Here is a 19,507-nt window from a genome sequence, read left to right on the forward strand (position 1 = left end):
TCATAACAAGTAACACATGGGTAAGCCGTATGCCTTAGTAGGGCACGTACGGTTTGATGAGGGAGTAACCTCGAAAGAGGTTACTCTACTCTATGATGATGTTGCTGTGATGACAATCTTATCTGCTTCTACATCCGCTGTTAAGTGTTTTCTGTCAACTTGATCTAGAATGAAATCAGCAATTTGGTCTTCAAGTTGTTCTTGAATGGCCCGGCGCAATGGACGAGCTCCAAATGATGGATGATATCCTAACTCCGCTAGCTTTTCCTTTGCTGCTTTTGTTACTTTAAGTGTCAACCCTTGTTCTTTTAATGTTGCCTGCAAGTCATTCAACATTAATTCTACGATTTCGAGCAGATGAGCTTTTTCTAATGCTTTAAATTCAATAATGCTATCAAAACGATTAAGAAATTCTGGTTTGAAGAAGCTGCCTAATGAATCGAGAAGGCTAGATTCTTTGAGTGCTTCACTTTTCCCAAAACCGACTTGAATTTGCTTCATTCCTGTACCAGCATTGCTTGTCATGATGATAACTGAATCCTTGAAGCTCACTGTTCGTCCTTGACTATCAGTTAGACGACCATCCTCTAATATTTGTAAAAACATATGCTGAACATCTGGATGTGCCTTTTCAATTTCATCTAGCAATATAATGCTATAAGGTTGACGGCGAATTTTTTCCGTTAATTGTCCTGCCTCTTCATGACCAACGTAGCCAGGAGGAGAGCCGATTAGTTTTGCTACACTATGCTTTTCCATATATTCGCTCATGTCTAGGCGAATCATAGCGTCTTTTGTGCCAAATAAAGTTTCGGCTAATGTTTTTGTTAATTCTGTTTTACCAACTCCAGTGGGACCAACAAAGAGGAAAGAACCAATTGGACGCTGCTTAGATTTTAAGCCAGCCCTAGAGCGTCTAATTGCTTTTGCAACCTTTTGCACTGCTTCTGTTTGTCCAATTACTTTACTTGCTAGCATCGTTTGCAAGTTTTTCATTTTCACTTGCTCGTCTGCTTCAAGCTTGCCAACTGGAATCCCTGTTTGTTTTTCAATAATCGCTTGGATATGAGCAATTTCCACAATTGGACGAGCAGCTGGCATTTCATTGTTAAGCATTTTCTCTAATGACTCTTCTTCATCACGAAGTGCTGCTGCTGTTTCGTAATCTTCTTTTTCTAAAGCAGCTTGTTTTTCTTTCTCTAAGACTGCCAAGCGTTTCTGAATACTTTCCTTATCCTCAACTTTTATCGTTAAATTTAATTTTGATCCAGCTTCGTCCATAAGATCAATTGCTTTATCAGGAAGAAAGCGGTCTTGGATATAGCGTTGTGATAAGGCAACGCATGCCTCCAGCGCTTCATCTGTATAAGTTACTTGATGATATTGCTCATATTTTTCTTTTAATCCATTTAAGATTTGGATTGCTTCTTGTTTATTCGGTTCCCCTACTTGAACTGGCTGAAAACGTCTTTCTAATGCAGCATCTTTTTCAATTTGTCGATATTCCTTTAAAGTAGTAGCTCCGATGAGCTGAAGCTCTCCCCGTGCGAGGGCCGGTTTTAGAATATTGCCTGCATCCATAGAGCCTTCAGCTGAACCTGCTCCAACAATTAGATGGACTTCATCGACAAATAAGAGGATGTTTTTCCGCTGTTGAAGCTCTTGAATCAGCTTTTTCATTCTTTCTTCAAATTGGCCGCGAATGCCTGTATTTGCAACAAGTGAAGCAACATCGAGCAAATATACGATTTTATTTTTTAATTTTGCGGGAACTGCTCCTTCAACAATTTTTGCAGCTAAACCTTCCGCAATGGCTGTTTTTCCGACGCCAGGTTCTCCGATTAAGACAGGATTGTTTTTATTCCTTCTGTTTAAAATTTCAATCACTCGTTCAATTTCTTTTTGTCTGCCGATTACGGGATCTATTAATCCAGCTTTAGCAAGATCATTTAAATTTTTTCCATATTGATCAAGAAAGCCGCCGCGACCTCCTTTTGAAGGGGCTGTTGACTGGACGCCTTGTTGATCATTTATTGCACCAGTAGGCTGTGAAGCGCTAAAATGCTTCAATAAATCATCAATACTGCTAAAGCCGTTGTTAAATGGGAAATCTCCTCCAAAGGAGGCGTTTAATTTGCTTCGTTCTTTTTGATAACAAGAAGTACAAAGCGGCAACGTTTGGCTATTGCCGTTGATATTAAAGTGAAATTGAACGGTTGCTTGATTTTGTTGACATGATGAACAAATCATTGAACATTACCTCCTCAATATATATAAAGTGATTAACTTTGACTAACTTTGACTATTTAATGATAAAAAAACAAATGCATTGCTCTAGTTAGCAAATCATTTGTTCTTCTTGATGTTGCTTATTGGAATGAGATAAATTTCATTCGCTTTTTCTAATAAATAGCGATACTTTCTATTAGCATAGGTTTTCTCTAAATTCCTATAAGCTAAAAAAACGATTTTCCCGAAAAAGAAGAGCACTGTTCTTTTTGCGCTGCTGATGCAAACAGCTTCCTTAATGTGAATCCGAACCAGCTCGATATTCAACTTTCTGTTATTCACTGCCTAATACTGCTGAGTTCTCATACTCTATTTGTTGCAGCTTCATGTACGGTCCTTTTAAACTTTCAAGATAGAATCAACATAGCCTTTTGTTTGACTTTGACTATTGTTGACCTATTAAAAGTATACACTGACTAACTTTGACTTTCAACTATTTTGTTTAAAAAAATATAAAAACTGTTTTTCTATTTAACTGAAAAGGCAACATATCTAACGAATGTGAAGTAAGATGGTTTTTTCTTTCCTTTCCTCTTATCAGCAATCTGAATTAGAAGGTTTCCTATGTTATTAATTTGATTTCAATAAAACGAACATGGAGGGAGTTTCGTGTTTCCCTATTTTAACAATCATTGCCTTGTCCGTTTTATTTTTGAGTGCTTGGACATATAGATGAAAATAGACGAGTTTTGTGAAAGGAGAAGAGGGGTGCAGAAATGGCATGGTGCTTTCCAAATTGCGTTTGTATATACAGGCACAGTGGTAGGGGCGGGATTTGCAACAGGCAAGGAAATTGTTGCTTTTTTTTCACGTTACGGCCTGTTCGGTTTTTTTGGTATTTTATTAGCTGGATACGCGCTTATTGTGTTAGGAGCTAAAATGATGGAGACAGCTATTGAAGTAAAGGCGGCATCCTATGAGGACTTAACAGTATTTTTGTTTGGAAAAAAAGCTGCCATATTGATGAATGTTATTATTTTAATCATGTTAATCGGGGTTTCTGGGGTAATGATTTCCGGAACAGGTGCTTTGTTTGAAGAACACCTTAACATAAACAGGGAGGCAGGTATGATTTTGACGCTTTTTTTGACTTTCCTTGTCATGTTGATTGGAACTAGAGGCATTGTGGCTGTCAATGTCATAGTGGTTCCAATGATGATTTGCTTCAACTTGTTGCTGGCTGTAAAAGCAATAAGCAAACCAGATTTTCTTTCTTTTTTTATAGCGATACCAGACAATTCATTTACACACTGGTGGAAATCTTTCCTCTCACCTTTTTCCTACGCCGCTTTTAACTTGACACTAGCACAAGCAGTTTTAGTCCCATTAGCGGCAGAAGTAAATGATAAGAAAATTGTTCGTCTTGGAGGAATAATTGGCGGTTTTTTTTTAACTGTTATTTTATTGGCTAGTCATGTCGCCATTGTTTCTCTCCCTGATTTTAGTTTATATGATATTCCGATGGCCGTAGTTGTGAAAAGTGGGATGGCAGGACTTTATTTCATTTACCTATTCATGATATACGGAGAAATTTTTACTTCTATTATCGGAAATATCTATGGATTAGAGAAGCAAATAAGCCATTATCTCTCTTTAAGAAAGATATGGCTAGTAAGTGTCATATTAATCGTTATATACATGATTGGCAATGTAGAATACGGGCCACTGCTTTCCTGGTTATATCCTTTTTTTGGATATATCAGTATGTTTTTTTTAATGTTGCTCTGGTGGAAAAAACCTACATGACATTGGTTAAGGATGAAGAGGAGATTAATTATCCCACATCTAGCTGGCAGTAAGATCCCCCAGAGTAAGAGAAATCGAAAGAAGCTAGGTGCGGGATAACTGAAAGTCAAATGTCCGATTGGTTCAGGCTGACAGGATAAGGAAAGCTTCTTGAATCAGTATCGCACAAAGAAAAAGTGCTCTTCTTTTTCGAGGACGCCTGAGATCTTAGCCTTTGTTCTATTTTTTATCAGTGGAGGATGAGAGAAAATCCCCACTGATGGAAGTTTCACTTTATCACCTGATCTCCCTTATGTAGAGCGGAGGCGGAGTCCGCTTTTCTTACGTTCAAAATGTTCTTTTAAAATCGTATTCGTTGCTTGCTGCTTATTTTTTACTTGGTAGCTGAATGACAATTCCTTGTACAACCCGAGTGTTCTCTTCTTTCGCTTCTTTATCTTTTTGCGACCATTGCGACATAAGAAGGAATAATGCAATCCCATAGGCAGTGAGCTGAATCCCTTTTAAAAAACCTCCTCCTAATTGCTGATCAGCTAATGGAGTCAAGGCATTGTTCCAATGTGGATTACCATGGAAGATGTACTGTGGTTCACTGCTAATTAATAAGAAGATGCCAACGGGCATTAAGAGCAAAGAAGTGAGAAATACGTAAGCAACACGAGCAAACTCGGATAGTTTACTAATTTCGGCCAATGGTGAAATGATTGTCCACCACATCAGACATCCAATAATAAACAATACTAGTTCAGTTATTAAAGATAAAAAGCTGCTTTTATTCACAGTATTAAAGATCATTGGGACAAGATAAACGGATAATCCAGCATTAAAAAGAATTGCTGTTACCCAAGGGTGTGTAAAAAGTCTCATTGTATGTCTTTTCCGGTAGGACCAAAAAAATGAACGTAATGACGCTACTGGAATTCCCAATATTAATAATGGGGGGATAGTGAATAACATTATCATCAATCCAAATATATGTGCACTAAAGAAGTTAGCGGCAAGAACAGCAAAGGGTGTTCCTTTCATAAGAAAAAGCAAGGCGATGGCAGTAAAAAAATACCTTATTTGATTACGGTTGATGTCTTTACTAGGAATCACAATTTTTTTCAAATATAAATAAACGATGATCGCTATAGCAATCAAATAACCTGGACTCCATAGTTCATACCATGCATAATCAGAAAAAAGTTTTCCGATCACAATCGTTTTTCCCTCCTCAATCTTTTGTTCTCATTAACATGCGCCATCAGGAAAAAATAATTCACTGTCATTGGAACATGCTGCTAAAACTTATATGAGCAAATATTGCTACAATTTATTATACGCATATCATGTGTTAAAAGATAGGGAAGAGATTGTAGAGGAAGATGAGAAGTAAAAATGAAGAAAAAGCTCCTGCTATTAGTTCCATGTAAAAAGCATCCCAAAAATGTTGGGATGCTTTATCAAAATATTATTTAGCTTCAATTGTCTCAGCCATTTTTATAAATGGATCTGAGTAATCATTATCTTTCTTTGTAAAGATTGTGAGCTTTAGTACGTGATCTCCTTGAGGAATAATGTAGGAAAGCACTTTTTCGTTATCTTTTTCGACACCATGAATTAATGCGTTTGCCAACCAAGATTCACTTGCAGCAGGTTCGATTTTTTCGATATTATCGCGAACTGCTTTTAATTGTTCAATGGCAATTTCTTCTTGACTTGCTTTATCTGTGTTTGTTAAATACTCAATTCTCATAAAGTTGGCATCGTCTTCATTAAGATATAAAACATCTTTTCCTGGTTCTTCCCCAGTAAGCTCATATCCTTCAAGGACGTATAGTGAATAGTCTTGTGTATCACTTTCTTTTAAAGATGCTGTTTCTTGTTTTTCTTCGTTATTTAATGTAAACGTTAGACTTTTTTCGGCTGAACGAACGTTAGACTCGTCCTTTTTTTCTGAGGAAGATTGAGAATCTGTTGTTTTCTTCTCCTCTTCTTTGGCCGTATCTTTTTCTTCTTCATCTTCTTGCTCTATTGTTTTTTCCTTGTCTTGTTCTTTTTCTTTCTCATCTTCTTTTATTTTTTGCTCTTGTTTATTACTGTCAGTTGCATCAGTGCTAGTTTTGTTGCTTTCTGGTGTGCCGCAAGCTGCTAATAAGAAAATACCGATGATAATGGTTACCAACAATTTCGTTGATTTTAACATGTTTTTCCCTCCATTGTTGTCTTCTTGTTTTTTTGAAGTCATTTCATGAGATAGGTACTACAGAATTCTTTACCCATTAATGAAGCGGTAAAATCATAAAAAGCAAAAAATCAAATACAAGATGTGAAATAATTAAAAGCGGAATGCTTTTTTTCCAGGCATAGAGTAATCCCCAGACAACGGATCCAACAAAAGCTGCAAGCATAATTGCTGTATTGTTAGCATAAATGAAAACAGAAGCGCTTAAAAGTGATGTGGCAATAATCGCAATCCATGTATGTGTATACCGCATCAATCTTTTTTGAATGAAGCCGCGCCAAAAAATTTCTTCTCCTGGCACTATTATAAAAATTAACACAAGATAGTGCCAAATAATCGAAGGTGAAAAAAGTTTATATGCTTTCGCAACCTTCGCCTCAAAGGAACCAGGAAGAACAGATAATAGCCAATCCCCTGTCCAAAAGAGAAGGTAAAGCCCTAATCCAGAAACGATGCCATAGGTAAGATATCTCTTCGTCGATGCTTCATCATCAATTTTTTCCATAACAATTGAATAACTGATAAGAAAAAGCATTGAAGCTGTATAGAGGTACCAAAAAACTGCTACTTTGTTTGCGAATGTGATAAACAATAAGATATGCACTAGCAAGATACCTATGAGAAGCGAGAAATCAATTGCGCCTCTTTTCATTGCTTTTTTTTTACCTCCTCTCCATCATTCAAGGTAAATAACGGTAAACTCAAATGTATACTTTAAGGGAAACAAGTAAAGTTGTAAAGGGGGTAATTGGATCATTTCATATAAAAGAAGCAAGCGTAATGCCTGCTCCTTTATCATTTACTTGTTAAATCGATACATCTAGAAAGGGAAAATAACAATGATTTTCTTTTGAAAAAGAACTAAATGATAGAATGGGAAGAAAGTCCTCTTCTATCATGTATCGGAATAAAGCTGTTGTCCTTTAGGCCTCGAGTGCTTTCTTGATAATCGTGTAGTTTTTATGATTGACGACTGTTTTTTCTTCTAGCTCAAGATCACGATAATTTTTCATATATGTTAAATCAACAATAACGGAGTTTTCATTTACCTTTTCCACAATCCCTTGTAAACCATTCTTGAATTCGATTATATTACCAACTTCTGCAATTTTCATAATCTCTCTCCCTTTGGCTTTTTTGTGCTTTGAATAGTAAAGAGCTTCCGTATTTCTATTCATTCTGCACTATTTTAATCATTTGTGCAAGGTATTATAGACACTACCTCATCTTATAAATAGAGCCATAGGAAATTCACTTGTTCGCTGATTTTGTCTAAATTGCATAGAACACAAAAAAACAGGAATTTTTTATAGACAAAAAAACAATGTATCGATTATGATATTTAGTGACACGAAATACTTTGGGGAATCATTAGTGGGCAAAATATAGATGGTTGTACATCTTTTCGCTAGGAAGTTAAATAAGTCTTGCGGGATGGCTCACTGCTCACTATTGCAAGATGAAAAATAAGGAATGACGCTCATGTGGAAAAATCGAAATATTTGGATTTTAATGTTAGGAGAGGGAATTGCAGGACTAGGAATGTGGGTTGGTATTATTGGAAACTTAGAGTTTCTTCAACAGCATGTTCCATCTGATTTTATGAAATCTTTAATATTATTGTCAGGGCTATTTGTTGGAGTTTTATTTGGTCCAATGGCAGGCAAGGTGATTGATAAGTATTCAAAAAAAACAGTGATGATTTATGCTGGCATATTAAGAGCACTTGCTGTTTTTTTTATGTTTGCAGCGATTCAGCAGCAAAGCATCGCTTGGATGATTGTGTACATGCTTGGGATCGGCGTGTCAGCTGCATTTTACTTTCCGGCTTTGCAATCTTCATTGCCCTTAATTGCAAAGGATAACGAACTGCTTGCATTAAATGGCTTACATATGAATGTCGGTACAATTGCAAGGATTGCTGGAACAGCAGTTGGAGGAATGATGCTTGTGTCGTTCAGTTTGTTTTCTGTTTATATGTGGACATTCGTTTCCTATGTCTTGATTCTCGGTTGTACTTTTCTTTTGCGAATAGATGAAAGCAAGGATACTTCTAATGTGAAACCTTTTAAAAAGGGCGGAAGTTTTACAGAGGTTTGGCCAATTATACGACATACACCCGCTGTTTTGCTTGGCCTTGTTTTAATGCTAGTACCAATAGGATTTTTAGGCAGTTTTAATTTAATGGTCTTAAAAATAAGTGAACTGCAGCATAATGTAGCGATTAAAGGTTGGTTGTATACGGCAGAAGGGGTTGCATTTATGTGTGGCGCTTTTATGATTAAAAAAATTTCCGGTAAAACCAATATTGGTCTCAGTCTTCTCATTAGTGCGTTTGGAATCTCTTTATCTCATTTGTCTTTATTTTTTGCTGATCATCCTGTTCCATCGATTATTTCTTTTGCCATTTTTGGTTTTGCAGCTGGAACGTTTTTCCCTTTAATGGCAACGTTATTTCAGCGCCAAGTACCGAAAGAATATCATGGCAGGTTTTTTTCTTTTCGCAACATGATGGATCGTCTTTTATTTCAAGCTGTCCTCGTTAGTACAGGTTTTTTCTTAGATACGATAGGTTTTCATTATATGGTACTCGTTTTTGGCAGCTTTTCTTTGCTCTTAACATTATTGATGTCCATTCATCAGATACGAAGACCTACATCATTTGAACAGAAAAAGGCAGTAGGATAATATAGAGAAGAGAATTGTAAAATGATGAGATTTAATGTGAGGTGGAAAAAAACGATGAAAGAAGAAGAGATAATACAGTTCCTTGATCAATTAAGAAGGGGAGAAAGAAAAGAATTATTAGTTGAAAAAGAAGACTTTCTTTTCTTCCGGAAAATTTTAGTTGAACAGGATGACTTTAAAAATTTTTACGGTACGGCAAAGCGTGGGGGAGATACGCTTTATCGCTACATAGAAAACAATTAGCGCTTTATCCAACCCTGAACTTCATCCGTTTAAGAGTACTCTTTTTTACCAGTCAGTCATTGAAACAAAAATATGGTTCTATATTTTCTAGTCGTCATGATGATGGTAAACAGGAAATCTACATACATGTATCTTTTTGAAATTTACCATTTTATGTGTTAATGTGGATGGAAAGGAGGGGATTGGGTGAAATCTACATTCGAAACATTTAAAACGATGATTTCAAATGTGATTGTAGGAAAAGAAGCAGAGATAGAATTAATGATGATTGCACTACTTCATGGAGGTCATGTGCTGTTGGAGAGTGTCCCTGGGACTGGGAAAACGATGCTGGCAAAAACGTTTGCGAAATGTTTGCATGCTGATTTTCAACGAATTCAGTTCACTCCTGATGTTTTGCCTACAGATGTAACGGGAATGCAATTTTTTAATGCAAAAACACAAGAATTCGAATTGCGTCCAGGACCAATTATGACAAATATTTTGCTTGCAGATGAAATCAATCGAGCGACTCCAAGGACACAATCAAGTTTACTCGAAGTAATGGAAGAACGGCAAGTAACAATTGACCGCGAAACGCATCTCTTGAAAGAGCCTTTCATGGTTATTGCGACACAAAATCCATTAGAATCCCAACAAGGGACATTTCCGCTTCCGGCTGCACAATTAGATCGCTTCTTTATGAAAATCACGATGTCGTACCCGTCTTATGAGGAAGAGCAGGAAATAATTCGACGCTTTCGTATAAAACAACCTTTAGAAGACATTTCCGCTGTGCTGTCGCCAGCAGAAATCATTGAAATGAAAATGCGCGTAAGAGAAGTGTACGTGAGCGAAGACATTGAAAAATATCTTTTATTAATCGTTCGTGAAACAAGAGAGAATCCAGTAATAGAAATCGGTGCAAGTCCAAGGGCAACATTAGCATTACTTAGAGCGAGCCAGGGCCATGCTTTTATTAAAGGGAGAAATTATGTGATACCGGATGATGTTAAAAAGGTGGCGCCATATGTGTTAATCCATCGTCTCTCATTAACAACGGAAGCATCGTTAACGAAAACGATGGAGCAAGTTTTTGAAGCCATTTTTACAGCGATACCAGCTCCGGTGGAGGAAGGCGTTTCTTCATGAAATGGAGCCGAGAAGTGATGAGAGATCGTCACATGCTAAGAACGATGGAAACACTTCTGTTATTTGGATTGCTTGCCTTTCTATTTGATCAGAAATGGCTCTTATTTACATTTATTTCCACATTCCTTTTATTAACTGCTCATCGCCTTTATTTGCAGAATATTGGCAATCGTATCACCCTCGAAAATATAAAAGAAAAAACACATTTATTTACTGGCGAGGAAACAGCTATTGAGCTAACACTTTTAAACAAAGGTTTGCCGGTAATCAACGCGACGATGACAATCATTTTTGATCATTGCTTGGAACCACTGCATCATCCTTTTTCGCGAGACAAAGCAATCATTAAAACGAAGGTGCCATGCACTATTTGGTCGCAGGAAATGTTTCAGCTATCGTTGCCGGTTATCGCTAAAAAAAGAGGATCATGTCGTATTCGAAAAATAACACTTTCGATTCCACAGTTGTTTGGATCAGGAAGTGTATTATTAACGTATGAACCTTCTGTGAGAAAGGAATTTTTGGTTTTTCCGGAAAAAACGCTGGTTCACATTCCAAGACAGCAAAAGCAGCTTTTCCTTGGATCAATGCCTGTTTATACGTCTTTATTTCATGATCCACTACAGCCAATTGGGACGAGAGAATATAGGAATGAAGATCCGCTGCAGTATATTCATTGGAAAGCAAGCGCTCGAACAATGAGCTTGCAAACGAAGATTTTCACTGAGACGACTGCCCATTCCTGGCTATTGACTTTCAACATTGCTCACAATCAGTATTCGCTTTCCCAAAAAATTGAGACATATATTCGTTATGCTGCCTACTTGATAAATGTCGCAGAAAAAAATCATATTCCATATGCATTGGCAATTAATGTACGTACTTTCCGAGCTGATACCAGTTATTATTATTTGCCTGAAGGAGAAGGAGGAAAACACCAACAGCAGGCTTTAGAGCTTTTATCTTATTTATCTTGGAACATGTTAACCGTTCCTTATGAGCAAATGCTCGCTTCTCTAGAAACAGTTCATGTCGCTCCAATCCTTATTCATATTGGTGAAAAAACGGAAAATGCTAATCATATTTTCCGAAGATTCAAACAGCGTGGAAGCAATCTATTTTTTGTTGAAACGGTTGATGAAAAAGGAGTGTTAGAACCATGGAGAACGAAACAAACTTCGTTAGAACAAAATGTATAGGCTGGCGGTCATTAGCCAATATGATAACAAGCATTTGGAGAGAAGCACTTGTAGCAGCTATACCGCTTTTATGTTTGCAGCTTATGGATTTTCCAAAAACAATTATATGGTACTTTTTGTTCATTGTTGCTGTTGGATCGATCCTGCCTATTATAGCAGTGCAGTTATTTCATCTTCATCCTTTGTTAAGCTTTTTTTTATTAGCTGTTCCAAGTACACTATTTATCGGACAAATAAGCGGTATACCTTGGCTACTGCTTACGGTTTTTCTGCTTTTTATTTTTTGGCGTTGGAAATGGCATGTAAGTACAGTGCACATAGAGGGAGAAGATCATACAGAAAGTAAATTATTATTCATGACCATATTACTTTCCGCGGTTGTATATTTTATCTTTGTCTTATATCAATACCCACATAAAGAGATGATTTTTATCATCGTTTTTCTTCAATTTGCATCTTATACGATTGGAACATGGTTCAAACAATATTTTATGGTGAAAGAAAAGAAGAATAAATCTTTTTACTTCTTTAATAGTCTTTTTATCATGACTTTTCTGCCAATTGGCTGTGCATTTTTATTATTGATTATCAGTGAAAAGGTAAAAAAGATACTCTTATTTATTATTAGCGAGCTATTACTACAAGCAGGGATGTTGCTCGGAAGGCCTGTGGAGTGGCTGACAGAAAAGTTTATGCATGCTTTTAATGAACAGAACCTGTTGGAGTTGCCTTCTCCAGATCGCCATTCTCCTATTAATGATGAAGTCAATCCGAATGAAATTTTTGGAGAACCGATGATTATCCAGCTGCTAATGATTATTTTTCTCCTATTGATTGTTTATTTGTTCTTTAAAATCGCAAAAAAGCATTGGGCTAACATTCCTAAAAAAATACAACCAGTCTTTTTTTTCACACAAACCCAACCTATAGAAAAAATGGATCCATATTTTAAGCAAACGTATTATTCTTATTCAAAAGCAGATGACAAGGTGCGTAAACTAGTGGAAAAATTGGAAAGAAATGCAGCCCGCTTATCTTTGCAGCGATTGCAGCATGAATCAATACGGTCATGGTGTAAACGGATTGGTCTTGCACCATCTGAAGAATGGATAGAGATCTACGAATCAGTACGTTATCGCAACGAAAATGTTCATAAAAAAGACATGCTTTTCTTTTTAAAAGAAACAACATCATTAAAACATGACTTAAAATCACTCGCTAAAGAAAAAAAAACGACCACTTTTAAAAAATAAGTCGAATTTTGTCTTCACTTAGTGATTTTATAGTTGCTAAATTTCATAGAGTTGGTTAATTTAATTATATACAGGTTGTTTAAAAAGTTATTTTCACCCTTGCATTTTTTTTACAAACTTGCTTCATCGTGTTTTGAGCTTTCATATAAAGCTTTTTAAACAACTTTAGAGCATGTTCAAAAAGTATGCCAAAATGACAGTGCATCTCTTCAACTGGGCGGTAAGAACATGCGCTCTGTTCAACAACAAAAAACTGCCTTAATAGTTATTTCCAGTTTGAGTTTTGCATAACTGATTCCATGGCTTTTTGAACACTCATTATAAGAAAAAGGAGAAGATAGACATGCAAGAAAAATCATTTAAAGTAGTTGCCGATACAGGAATCCATGCTCGGCCAGCAACATTATTGGTACAACAAGCTAGTAAGTATAGCTCTGATATTCAGATTGAATATAAAGAAAAAAGTGTAAATTTGAAATCCATTATGGGTGTTATGTCGTTAGGAATCGGGAAAGGCGCTGACATCAAAATTACTGCAGAGGGCAGTGATGAGGCAGATGCAATGAAAGGATTAGAAGAATTAATGGTTAAAGAGGGTTTAGTATAATAATGTCAACCATTTTAAAAGGAATCGCTGCTTCCAAAGGTTATGCAATTGCGAAAGCTTATCGTCTCGTTGAGCCAGATCTATCATTCCAAAAAACGTCCATTGCGAATGTTGAGGAAGAGGTAGCACGTTTTCATGAAGCGGTACATATTGCAAAATCCGAACTGGAAAATATCCGCAATCGTGCTGAAGTAGATCTTGGTGCGGAAAAAGCAGCTATCTTTGATGCCCATTTACTAGTCTTAAGCGACCCCGAGCTCCTAACACCGATAGAAGATAAGATGAAAATGGAACAGGTTAATGCTGAATTTGCTTTAAAAGAAACGACGGACATGTTTATTACGATGTTCGAGGAAATGGACAATGAATATATGAGAGAACGGGCAGCCGATATTCGCGATGTTACGAAGCGTGTGCTGTCTCACCTTCTTGGTGTTCAAATTCCAAATCCGAGTACAATTGCTGAAGAAGTAATTATTGTAGCGAATGATTTAACACCGTCAGATACTGCACAATTAAATCGAAAATTTGTTAAAGGATTTACAACAGATATTGGAGGACGAACTTCTCATTCAGCTATTATGGCAAGATCAATGGAGATTCCTGCAGTAGTTGGTACACAACACATTACAAAGGAAGTCGCAAACGGCGATTTGCTGATCATTGATGGTACGAATGGCGATGTCCATGTAAATCCTACACCTGAATTAGTGAAAGAATATGAAGCAGCTCAAGAGAAATATGCTCGTCAAAAAGCAGAATGGGCTAAGCTTTTAAATGAAAAAACTGTCTCTGCTGACGGACATCAAGTAGAGCTTGCCGGTAATATAGGTACTCCTAATGATTTAGAAGGTGTTCATGCAAATGGTGGAGAAGCAGTAGGGCTCTATCGTACTGAGTTCCTTTATATGGATAAAGAGCAATTTCCGACAGAGATGGAGCAATATGAGGCGTATAAAGCAGTGCTTGAAGGAATGAAAGGAAAGCCAGTTGTCGTAAGAACGCTTGATATTGGCGGCGACAAACACCTTCCTTATCTTGATCTGCCAGAAGAAATGAATCCATTTCTAGGACTGCGTGCAATTCGTCTTTGCTTTAAGGAAAAAGAGATGTTTAGAACACAGCTTCGCGCTTTACTTCGTGCTAGTGTACATGGAAATCTAAGAATCATGTTTCCAATGATTGCTACACTGGATGAATTTCGAAAAGCGAAAGCAATTCTTTTGGAAGAAAAAGAAGCATTGCTTTCAGAAGGTGTTAACGTTTCATCTGACATCGAAATTGGCATTATGATTGAGATTCCTGCTGCAGCAATCATGGCGGGGCAATTAGCTAAAGAAGTCGATTTCTTTAGTATCGGCACGAACGATCTCATTCAATATACAATGGCTGCTGACCGTATGAATGAAACTATCTCCTATTTATACCAGCCTTATCACCCTGCGATTTTGAGGCTTGTAAAAATGGTGATTGATGCAGCGCATAAAGAAGGAAAATGGGCTGGGATGTGCGGAGAGATGGCAGGCGAAGAGCTTGCAATTCCAATCCTTCTTGGTCTTGGATTAGATGAATTTTCAATGAGTGCATCTTCCATTTTGCCTGCTCGTTCACTTATTAAAAAATTGAACAAAGCAGAAATGGAAAAACTTGCAGCTGAAGTGATCGAACTGCAATCGATGGAAGAAGTAGCGGAGGCTGTTAAAAAGGTAGTTGCATTTGACGCTTAACGCTAACACTTAACACATGTTTATTTTTAATACTCAGCAAGAATACACACTATTGTATAAGGGCTAATGACACGCCCTTATCTTGGATAACAAAAATAGACTTTTGGATGTTTTGTCATTCAAGAATCCCACTGTTTTACATTGTGGGAGTGTCAACATTGGGAGATGGAGAAACACATTCACGTTAGACAACATTCCTTATGTTTAGATAGCTTTCATAGTTGATGTTACAGGAAGTAATGATTTCGTTTTATTAAAATGGAACGATAAATTTACTTTTAAAAAATCAAAATATGGAGGGAATACATCATGGAATTGGGGTTAGAAGGAAAAAAGGCACTTGTGATTGCTTCCAGTCAAGGACTTGGCAGAGCCATTGCAGAACAGCTTGTTCATGAAGGCGCTCATGTGATGATTACGAGTCGAAGTGAGGAGAAATTAGCAAAAGTTAGTGCTTCGTTGAGGGAAATTGGAAAGGGAACAGTTGCTTCTTTTCCATGTGACATTACAAAAGCGGCGGAAGTGAAAGCATTAGCTGCACACACTGCCAAGTCTTTAGGTGGAATCGATATTTTAATCAATAATGCTGGCGGACCACCAGCAGGCAGCTTTGAAATGCTTGATGATGACGACTGGATTCAAGCTTTTGAACTGAATCTGCTGTCTTACATTCGAATGATTCGCGCCGTGCTGCCTTACCTAAAAGAAAGTGGAGGACGTATTATAAACATTGCATCATCGTCTATAAAGGAACCGATTCCAAACCTCTTGCTTTCCAATACTTTTAGAACAGGCATCGTCGGCCTTTCAAAAACATTATCGCAAGAATTCGCACCTTACAATATTCTTGTAAATACTGTAGCGCCAGGAGTTATTGCTACAGATAGAATAGCATATTTAGATCATGTTGCTGCCGAACGTGCAGGGATTTCTAGAGAAGAAATAGAAACTAAAAGAAAGCAAACGATTCCTTTGCAGCGATATGGGGAACCTGAAGAATTTGCAAAAGTAGTTGCTTTCTTAGTCTCGGAAGCCAATACTTACATGACTGGCAGCAGCTTTCTTGTTGATGGTGGCATGATCAAATCTATTTAAATTATTCAGCAATAAAGAGGTTTAAAAATGGAGAGAAAAAGCTTGTCACTTTACTGAAATGCTTCCAGAAAAATGAAGATAATTTTGAAGGATACTTATTCCCTCTCCTATTTTTTAGGCCTGTATATTTGCAGGCTTTTTTATACTTCTTCAATTTGTAAACAAATTTGTCGAAATATAGTGAAAACTGCGTCCGGTGCAATCAAAAGATAAAAGGGAGTGTAGAAACAGATGCGTGATCAAAAAATTGGTTTTATTGGTCTCGGGGTAATGGGCAAAAGCATTGCCAGTCATTTGTTGACGGCAGGGTATAATGTAGCTGTTTATAACCGAACAAAATCAAAAGCAGATGAGTTGATAGCTGCTGGTGCGAAATGGATGGATTCACCAAAAACAATAGCTGAAAATTCGAACATCATATTCACAATGGTTGGCTATCCAGAGGATGTGAAAGAGGTATATCTTGGGGAACATGGATTACTCAATTATGCGAAACAAGGGAGCTATTTGATTGATTTAACGACTTCTACACCCACTTTAGCAATAAACCTCTTTACTGAAGGAGAAAAAAGAAAGCTGTTTGTTTTAGATGCGCCAGTAACAGGAGGGGATATCGGCGCTCAAAATGGAACGTTAACGATGATGGTTGGCGGAAATAAAGCTATATATGAAAAGCTGCATTCAATTTTTGCTGTTTTTTGTAAAGCGATTGTGTATCAAGGCGCTGCGGGAGCTGGTCAACATGCAAAAATGTGCAATCAGATTGCAATAGCCTCAAACATGATAGGAGTGGCAGAAGCAATTGTCTACGCTAAAAACGCTGGACTTGCACCTGAGAAGGTATTGGATGCAATAAGTGCTGGTGCAGCAGGAAGCTGGTCCTTGTCTCATTTAGCACCTAGAATGCTGCAAGATGATTATTCACCAGGGTTTTTTATTAAGCATTTTATCAAGGACATGGGTATTGCGCTGGAGGAAGCGGACCGAATGAACCTCAAGCTTCCAGGATTACAGCTTGCAAAGCAGCTTTATGATACACTGGCAGACAAAGGCGAAGAAAATAGTGGAACACAAGCAATTATTAAATATTGGAATAAATAAATATAAAATCGTTTATAAGAAAAAGTTGTATAAAAAAGCGATGAAACTGATATAAGGAGCTTGCGTCTGCAGGGCTCTTTTTTTTCATAAATAAACTTGTCACTCGACTAAGTAAAAGCAATGGGTTTATTTTGTTCCCATTTTATATTTTTTCAACATATCTAAAAGAGTTAAAACGAGAACAAGCCAAAAAAAGAAATTGTTAAAAGCGATGCCACAAGTTGCATGATAGTTACGTCTATTGTCATAGTTGCTTCAAGCGCTTGATACCCACGATCCAACATATGTTTTTTTCGGAAAATTTTTAGCCCATCCAAATAATTTAGTAAACGTCCAGTTGGCAAAAACATTGTCTGTAATCTTTTTAAGTATTCTTTTCATAATATATGCAACTAAAACGTCTGCTGCTTCTTTTACAACTTTATTGTCGTAGCTTCTATAAGTTGCTGGTATTTCGATAACGTAACTTCCTCCTGAATCGTGTCCAAATAATTCAGGATCAGAATTAACAACACTTTTATATAAATTTTCTAACTCTTCTTTAGTTAAAGGCACATTACTTCCGAATCTCGATACCTTCGTATTCATACAAAAACTCATTTTCTAGACCAGACATCGTTTCTACTACGCTCTCAATTTTTTGATCAGTAGTGCTAGCAAATGCCGGGACAGATAGACTAAACAACATCATGACAACAAGTGAAGATAAAAAAATTTTTTTCAATAAAATTCTCCTCCTTATTTTTTACTCTAATACTAGAATAAGGTAAATACAACATAAAATTTAATAAATGTAAATATAATACAAAATTCCCAAATTAGCACATTAATTAAATTGGGACTATGTATGTCTTCAAACGTTTCTTTGATAATTTGTTATCAAACTGGTTAAAGTGTTCAAGAGATACTTGTTTTACTAAATTGATATTATATGTTTGGGGAACTTTTTTTCTGTTAAAATTATATTTTCGCTTTACATGAGATTAGTACTATATTTATCCATTTTTCATGATATAGTTATTAGTAGGAAGGTTGAACACGAGAACGTTCTAATAGGCGGCAGCCCCTCTTTTGGGGAGTACGATTTGTTCAACTAATCATTAGTGTGGGAGGTCTTCATCATGACAATAGACAGTGGTATTTTATTAGAAAGTGGTACAAATGAACTAGAAATCATTGAATTTGAAGTAAATCATAATAAATTTGGAATCAATGTTATCAAAGTGAAGGAAATTATTCAACCGATTCCAGTGACGCCAATTCCACATGCTCATCCTAATGTGGAAGGTATTATTCAATTGCGCGGAGAGGTGCTTCCTGTTGTTGATATGGCTAAGGTGCTGCAAATGCCCGCCGGAGACCACGGCAATAACGAGAAATACATTGTTGCCGAGTTTAATAAACAAAAAGTTGTGTTCCATGTTCACAATGTCACACAAATTCATCGCATCTCTTGGAATATTATTGAAAAACCTTCTGATATTTATTCGGGTGATACATCGCAAATAATTGGTGTTATCAAAAGGGACAATGATATGGTTTTGCTTTTAGATTTTGAAAAAATTATTGTCGATATTAATCCAGAATCAGGAATTCATGTAGAGCAAGTGAAAAAACTTGGCAAACGAGAACGCTCTAACAAACGAATTATCGTTGCGGAAGATTCGCCTTTATTAAGAAAACTATTGAACGACACATTGACAGAAGCCGGCTATGGGAATGTAGAGTTTTTTGAAAACGGGAAGGATGCACTAGCTTATTTAGAATCTTTAATAGAAGATGAAACCGATATTGTGGAAAAAGTACAGATGGTCATAACGGATATTGAAATGCCACAGATGGATGGCCATCATTTTACAAAGAGGATCCGAGAAAATAAAGCGTTGTCTAAGCTTCCAGTTATCATTTTTTCCTCTCTTATTACAGATGACTTAAAGCATAAAGGAGAAAGAGTAGGGGCAAATGACCAAATAAGCAAACCAGAAATTGCAGAATTGATACTAAAAATTGATCAATATATTCTTTAGTTTTGAGTATGAAAAGAGACTGATCCAAAGGTGATGTGCAATCCTTTGAATCAGTCTTTTTATATTGTAAAAAGACACTTATTAGAAAGCAGACAAGTATAATCGCACCCTACATGCTTGTACAGACATTATGATCAAGACGAGGAAAATAAGGATCTATTCTTAATCGGAAAT

19 protein-coding genes are annotated in these 19,507 nt (G+C 36.7%); 11 read left to right on the forward strand and 8 right to left on the reverse strand.

Annotated features, from left to right (window positions below):
- Positions 1 to 90: 90 nt before the first annotated feature.
- Positions 91 to 2,250, reverse strand: a complete 2,160-nt coding sequence (locus tag J2S08_RS13970; protein WP_307230488.1) for an ATP-dependent Clp protease ATP-binding subunit — start codon at positions 2,248 to 2,250, stop codon at positions 91 to 93.
- A gap of 96 nt (positions 2,251 to 2,346) precedes the next feature.
- Entirely contained in the window at positions 2,347 to 2,571 is a 225-nt protein-coding gene (locus tag J2S08_RS13975; protein ID WP_307230491.1) for a hypothetical protein, read from the reverse strand.
- A 426-nt stretch (positions 2,572 to 2,997) separates the two neighbouring features.
- Here J2S08_RS13975 and J2S08_RS13980 point away from each other — a divergent pair, with 426 nt between their 5' ends.
- On the forward strand, positions 2,998 to 4,035 hold the full coding sequence (locus J2S08_RS13980; protein ID WP_307230492.1) for a YkvI family membrane protein: 1,038 nt from the start codon (positions 2,998 to 3,000) through the stop codon (positions 4,033 to 4,035).
- Positions 4,036 to 4,401: 366 nt separating this feature from the next.
- Here the strand turns inward: J2S08_RS13980 and J2S08_RS13985 are convergent, their stop codons facing one another.
- From J2S08_RS13985 to J2S08_RS14000, 4 genes are all read right to left on the reverse strand, one after another.
- Entirely contained in the window at positions 4,402 to 5,235 is an 834-nt protein-coding gene (locus J2S08_RS13985; RefSeq protein WP_307230493.1) for a cytochrome c oxidase assembly protein, read from the reverse strand.
- 253 nt (positions 5,236 to 5,488) lie between these two features.
- Positions 5,489 to 6,223 (reverse strand): hypothetical protein, encoded by a 735-nt coding sequence (locus J2S08_RS13990; protein ID WP_307230494.1) that lies wholly within the window; start codon positions 6,221 to 6,223, stop codon positions 5,489 to 5,491.
- Positions 6,224 to 6,299: 76 nt separating this feature from the next.
- Positions 6,300 to 6,914: a CPBP family intramembrane glutamic endopeptidase gene (locus tag J2S08_RS13995; protein ID WP_307230496.1), complete on the reverse strand. Its 615-nt coding sequence runs from the start codon at positions 6,912 to 6,914 to the stop codon at positions 6,300 to 6,302.
- Positions 6,915 to 7,185: 271 nt separating this feature from the next.
- Positions 7,186 to 7,377: a YkvS family protein gene (locus tag J2S08_RS14000; RefSeq protein ID WP_307230498.1), complete on the reverse strand. Its 192-nt coding sequence runs from the start codon at positions 7,375 to 7,377 to the stop codon at positions 7,186 to 7,188.
- Positions 7,378 to 7,744: 367 nt separating this feature from the next.
- Between J2S08_RS14000 and J2S08_RS14005 the strand changes: the two genes are divergently transcribed.
- The 9 genes from J2S08_RS14005 (at position 7,745) to J2S08_RS14045 (ending at position 17,306) form a co-directional block, all read left to right on the forward strand.
- On the forward strand, positions 7,745 to 8,950 hold the full coding sequence (locus J2S08_RS14005; protein WP_307230500.1) for an MFS transporter: 1,206 nt from the start codon (positions 7,745 to 7,747) through the stop codon (positions 8,948 to 8,950).
- Positions 8,951 to 9,004: 54 nt separating this feature from the next.
- On the forward strand, positions 9,005 to 9,193 hold the full coding sequence (locus J2S08_RS14010) for a hypothetical protein (protein ID WP_307230503.1): 189 nt from the start codon (positions 9,005 to 9,007) through the stop codon (positions 9,191 to 9,193).
- A 216-nt stretch (positions 9,194 to 9,409) separates the two neighbouring features.
- Complete coding sequence (locus tag J2S08_RS14015) at positions 9,410 to 10,324, forward strand: AAA family ATPase (RefSeq protein WP_307230677.1); 915 nt, start codon at positions 9,410 to 9,412, stop codon at positions 10,322 to 10,324.
- The gene (locus J2S08_RS14020) at positions 10,321 to 11,523 is read left to right on the forward strand and encodes a DUF58 domain-containing protein (protein WP_307230505.1); all 1,203 of its coding nucleotides are present in this window, start codon (positions 10,321 to 10,323) and stop codon (positions 11,521 to 11,523) included. Before J2S08_RS14015 ends, J2S08_RS14020 begins: the two co-directional genes overlap by 4 nt.
- Positions 11,484 to 12,776, forward strand: a complete 1,293-nt coding sequence (locus J2S08_RS14025) for a hypothetical protein (RefSeq protein ID WP_307230507.1) — start codon at positions 11,484 to 11,486, stop codon at positions 12,774 to 12,776. Before J2S08_RS14020 ends, J2S08_RS14025 begins: the two co-directional genes overlap by 40 nt.
- Positions 12,777 to 13,119: 343 nt before the next feature.
- The gene (locus J2S08_RS14030) at positions 13,120 to 13,383 is read left to right on the forward strand and encodes a phosphocarrier protein HPr (RefSeq protein ID WP_307230509.1); all 264 of its coding nucleotides are present in this window, start codon (positions 13,120 to 13,122) and stop codon (positions 13,381 to 13,383) included.
- A gap of 2 nt (positions 13,384 to 13,385) precedes the next feature.
- Positions 13,386 to 15,110, forward strand: a complete 1,725-nt coding sequence (ptsP, locus tag J2S08_RS14035) for a phosphoenolpyruvate--protein phosphotransferase (RefSeq protein ID WP_307230511.1) — start codon at positions 13,386 to 13,388, stop codon at positions 15,108 to 15,110.
- Positions 15,111 to 15,419: 309 nt separating this feature from the next.
- Positions 15,420 to 16,205, forward strand: coding sequence for an SDR family oxidoreductase (locus J2S08_RS14040; protein WP_307230513.1), 786 nt, complete (start codon positions 15,420 to 15,422; stop codon positions 16,203 to 16,205).
- A gap of 231 nt (positions 16,206 to 16,436) precedes the next feature.
- Positions 16,437 to 17,306 (forward strand): NAD(P)-dependent oxidoreductase, encoded by an 870-nt coding sequence (locus J2S08_RS14045; RefSeq protein ID WP_307230515.1) that lies wholly within the window; start codon positions 16,437 to 16,439, stop codon positions 17,304 to 17,306.
- Positions 17,307 to 17,561: 255 nt separating this feature from the next.
- On the opposite strand, the gene J2S08_RS14050 is transcribed toward J2S08_RS14045, so the two are convergent.
- Positions 17,562 to 17,894: a hypothetical protein gene (locus J2S08_RS14050; protein WP_307230517.1), complete on the reverse strand. Its 333-nt coding sequence runs from the start codon at positions 17,892 to 17,894 to the stop codon at positions 17,562 to 17,564.
- Positions 17,863 to 18,030 carry a hypothetical protein gene (locus J2S08_RS14055; RefSeq protein ID WP_307230519.1) on the reverse strand — a complete coding sequence of 56 codons (168 nt, stop codon included), beginning with the start codon at positions 18,028 to 18,030 and terminating at the stop codon, positions 17,863 to 17,865. Before J2S08_RS14055 ends, J2S08_RS14050 begins: the two co-directional genes overlap by 32 nt.
- Before the next feature lie 397 nt (positions 18,031 to 18,427).
- Between J2S08_RS14055 and J2S08_RS14060 the strand changes: the two genes are divergently transcribed.
- The gene (locus J2S08_RS14060; protein WP_307230521.1) at positions 18,428 to 19,333 is read left to right on the forward strand and encodes a chemotaxis protein; all 906 of its coding nucleotides are present in this window, start codon (positions 18,428 to 18,430) and stop codon (positions 19,331 to 19,333) included.
- The last annotated feature ends 174 nt before the right edge of the window (positions 19,334 to 19,507 follow it).

Source organism: Bacillus chungangensis, assembly GCF_030812995.1.
Classification (GTDB): domain Bacteria; phylum Bacillota; class Bacilli; order Bacillales; family Bacillaceae_C; genus Bacillus_CF; species Bacillus_CF chungangensis.

Excerpts from the sequence above, each read along its gene's own strand:
- ptsP (WP_307230511.1), top strand. The coding sequence starts at position 13,386 with ATGTCAACCATTTTAAAAGGAATCGCTGCTTCCAAAGGTTATGCAATT.
- J2S08_RS14015 (WP_307230677.1), top strand. The coding sequence starts at position 9,410 with ATGATTTCAAATGTGATTGTAGGAAAAGAAGCAGAGATAGAATTAATG.
- J2S08_RS14060 (WP_307230521.1), top strand. The coding sequence starts at position 18,428 with ATGACAATAGACAGTGGTATTTTATTAGAAAGTGGTACAAATGAACTA.
- J2S08_RS14020 (WP_307230505.1), top strand. The coding sequence starts at position 10,321 with ATGAAATGGAGCCGAGAAGTGATGAGAGATCGTCACATGCTAAGAACG.
- J2S08_RS14010 (WP_307230503.1), top strand. The coding sequence starts at position 9,005 with ATGAAAGAAGAAGAGATAATACAGTTCCTTGATCAATTAAGAAGGGGA.
- J2S08_RS14005 (WP_307230500.1), top strand. The coding sequence starts at position 7,745 with ATGTGGAAAAATCGAAATATTTGGATTTTAATGTTAGGAGAGGGAATT.
- J2S08_RS14030 (WP_307230509.1), top strand. The coding sequence starts at position 13,120 with ATGCAAGAAAAATCATTTAAAGTAGTTGCCGATACAGGAATCCATGCT.
- J2S08_RS14050 (WP_307230517.1), bottom strand. The coding sequence starts at position 17,894 with ATGAATACGAAGGTATCGAGATTCGGAAGTAATGTGCCTTTAACTAAA.
- J2S08_RS14025 (WP_307230507.1), top strand. The coding sequence starts at position 11,484 with ATGGAGAACGAAACAAACTTCGTTAGAACAAAATGTATAGGCTGGCGG.
- J2S08_RS13990 (WP_307230494.1), bottom strand. The coding sequence starts at position 6,223 with ATGTTAAAATCAACGAAATTGTTGGTAACCATTATCATCGGTATTTTC.
- J2S08_RS14000 (WP_307230498.1), bottom strand. The coding sequence starts at position 7,377 with ATGAAAATTGCAGAAGTTGGTAATATAATCGAATTCAAGAATGGTTTA.
- J2S08_RS13995 (WP_307230496.1), bottom strand. The coding sequence starts at position 6,914 with ATGAAAAGAGGCGCAATTGATTTCTCGCTTCTCATAGGTATCTTGCTA.
- J2S08_RS13970 (WP_307230488.1), bottom strand. The coding sequence starts at position 2,250 with ATGATTTGTTCATCATGTCAACAAAATCAAGCAACCGTTCAATTTCAC.
- J2S08_RS14040 (WP_307230513.1), top strand. The coding sequence starts at position 15,420 with ATGGAATTGGGGTTAGAAGGAAAAAAGGCACTTGTGATTGCTTCCAGT.
- J2S08_RS14045 (WP_307230515.1), top strand. The coding sequence starts at position 16,437 with ATGCGTGATCAAAAAATTGGTTTTATTGGTCTCGGGGTAATGGGCAAA.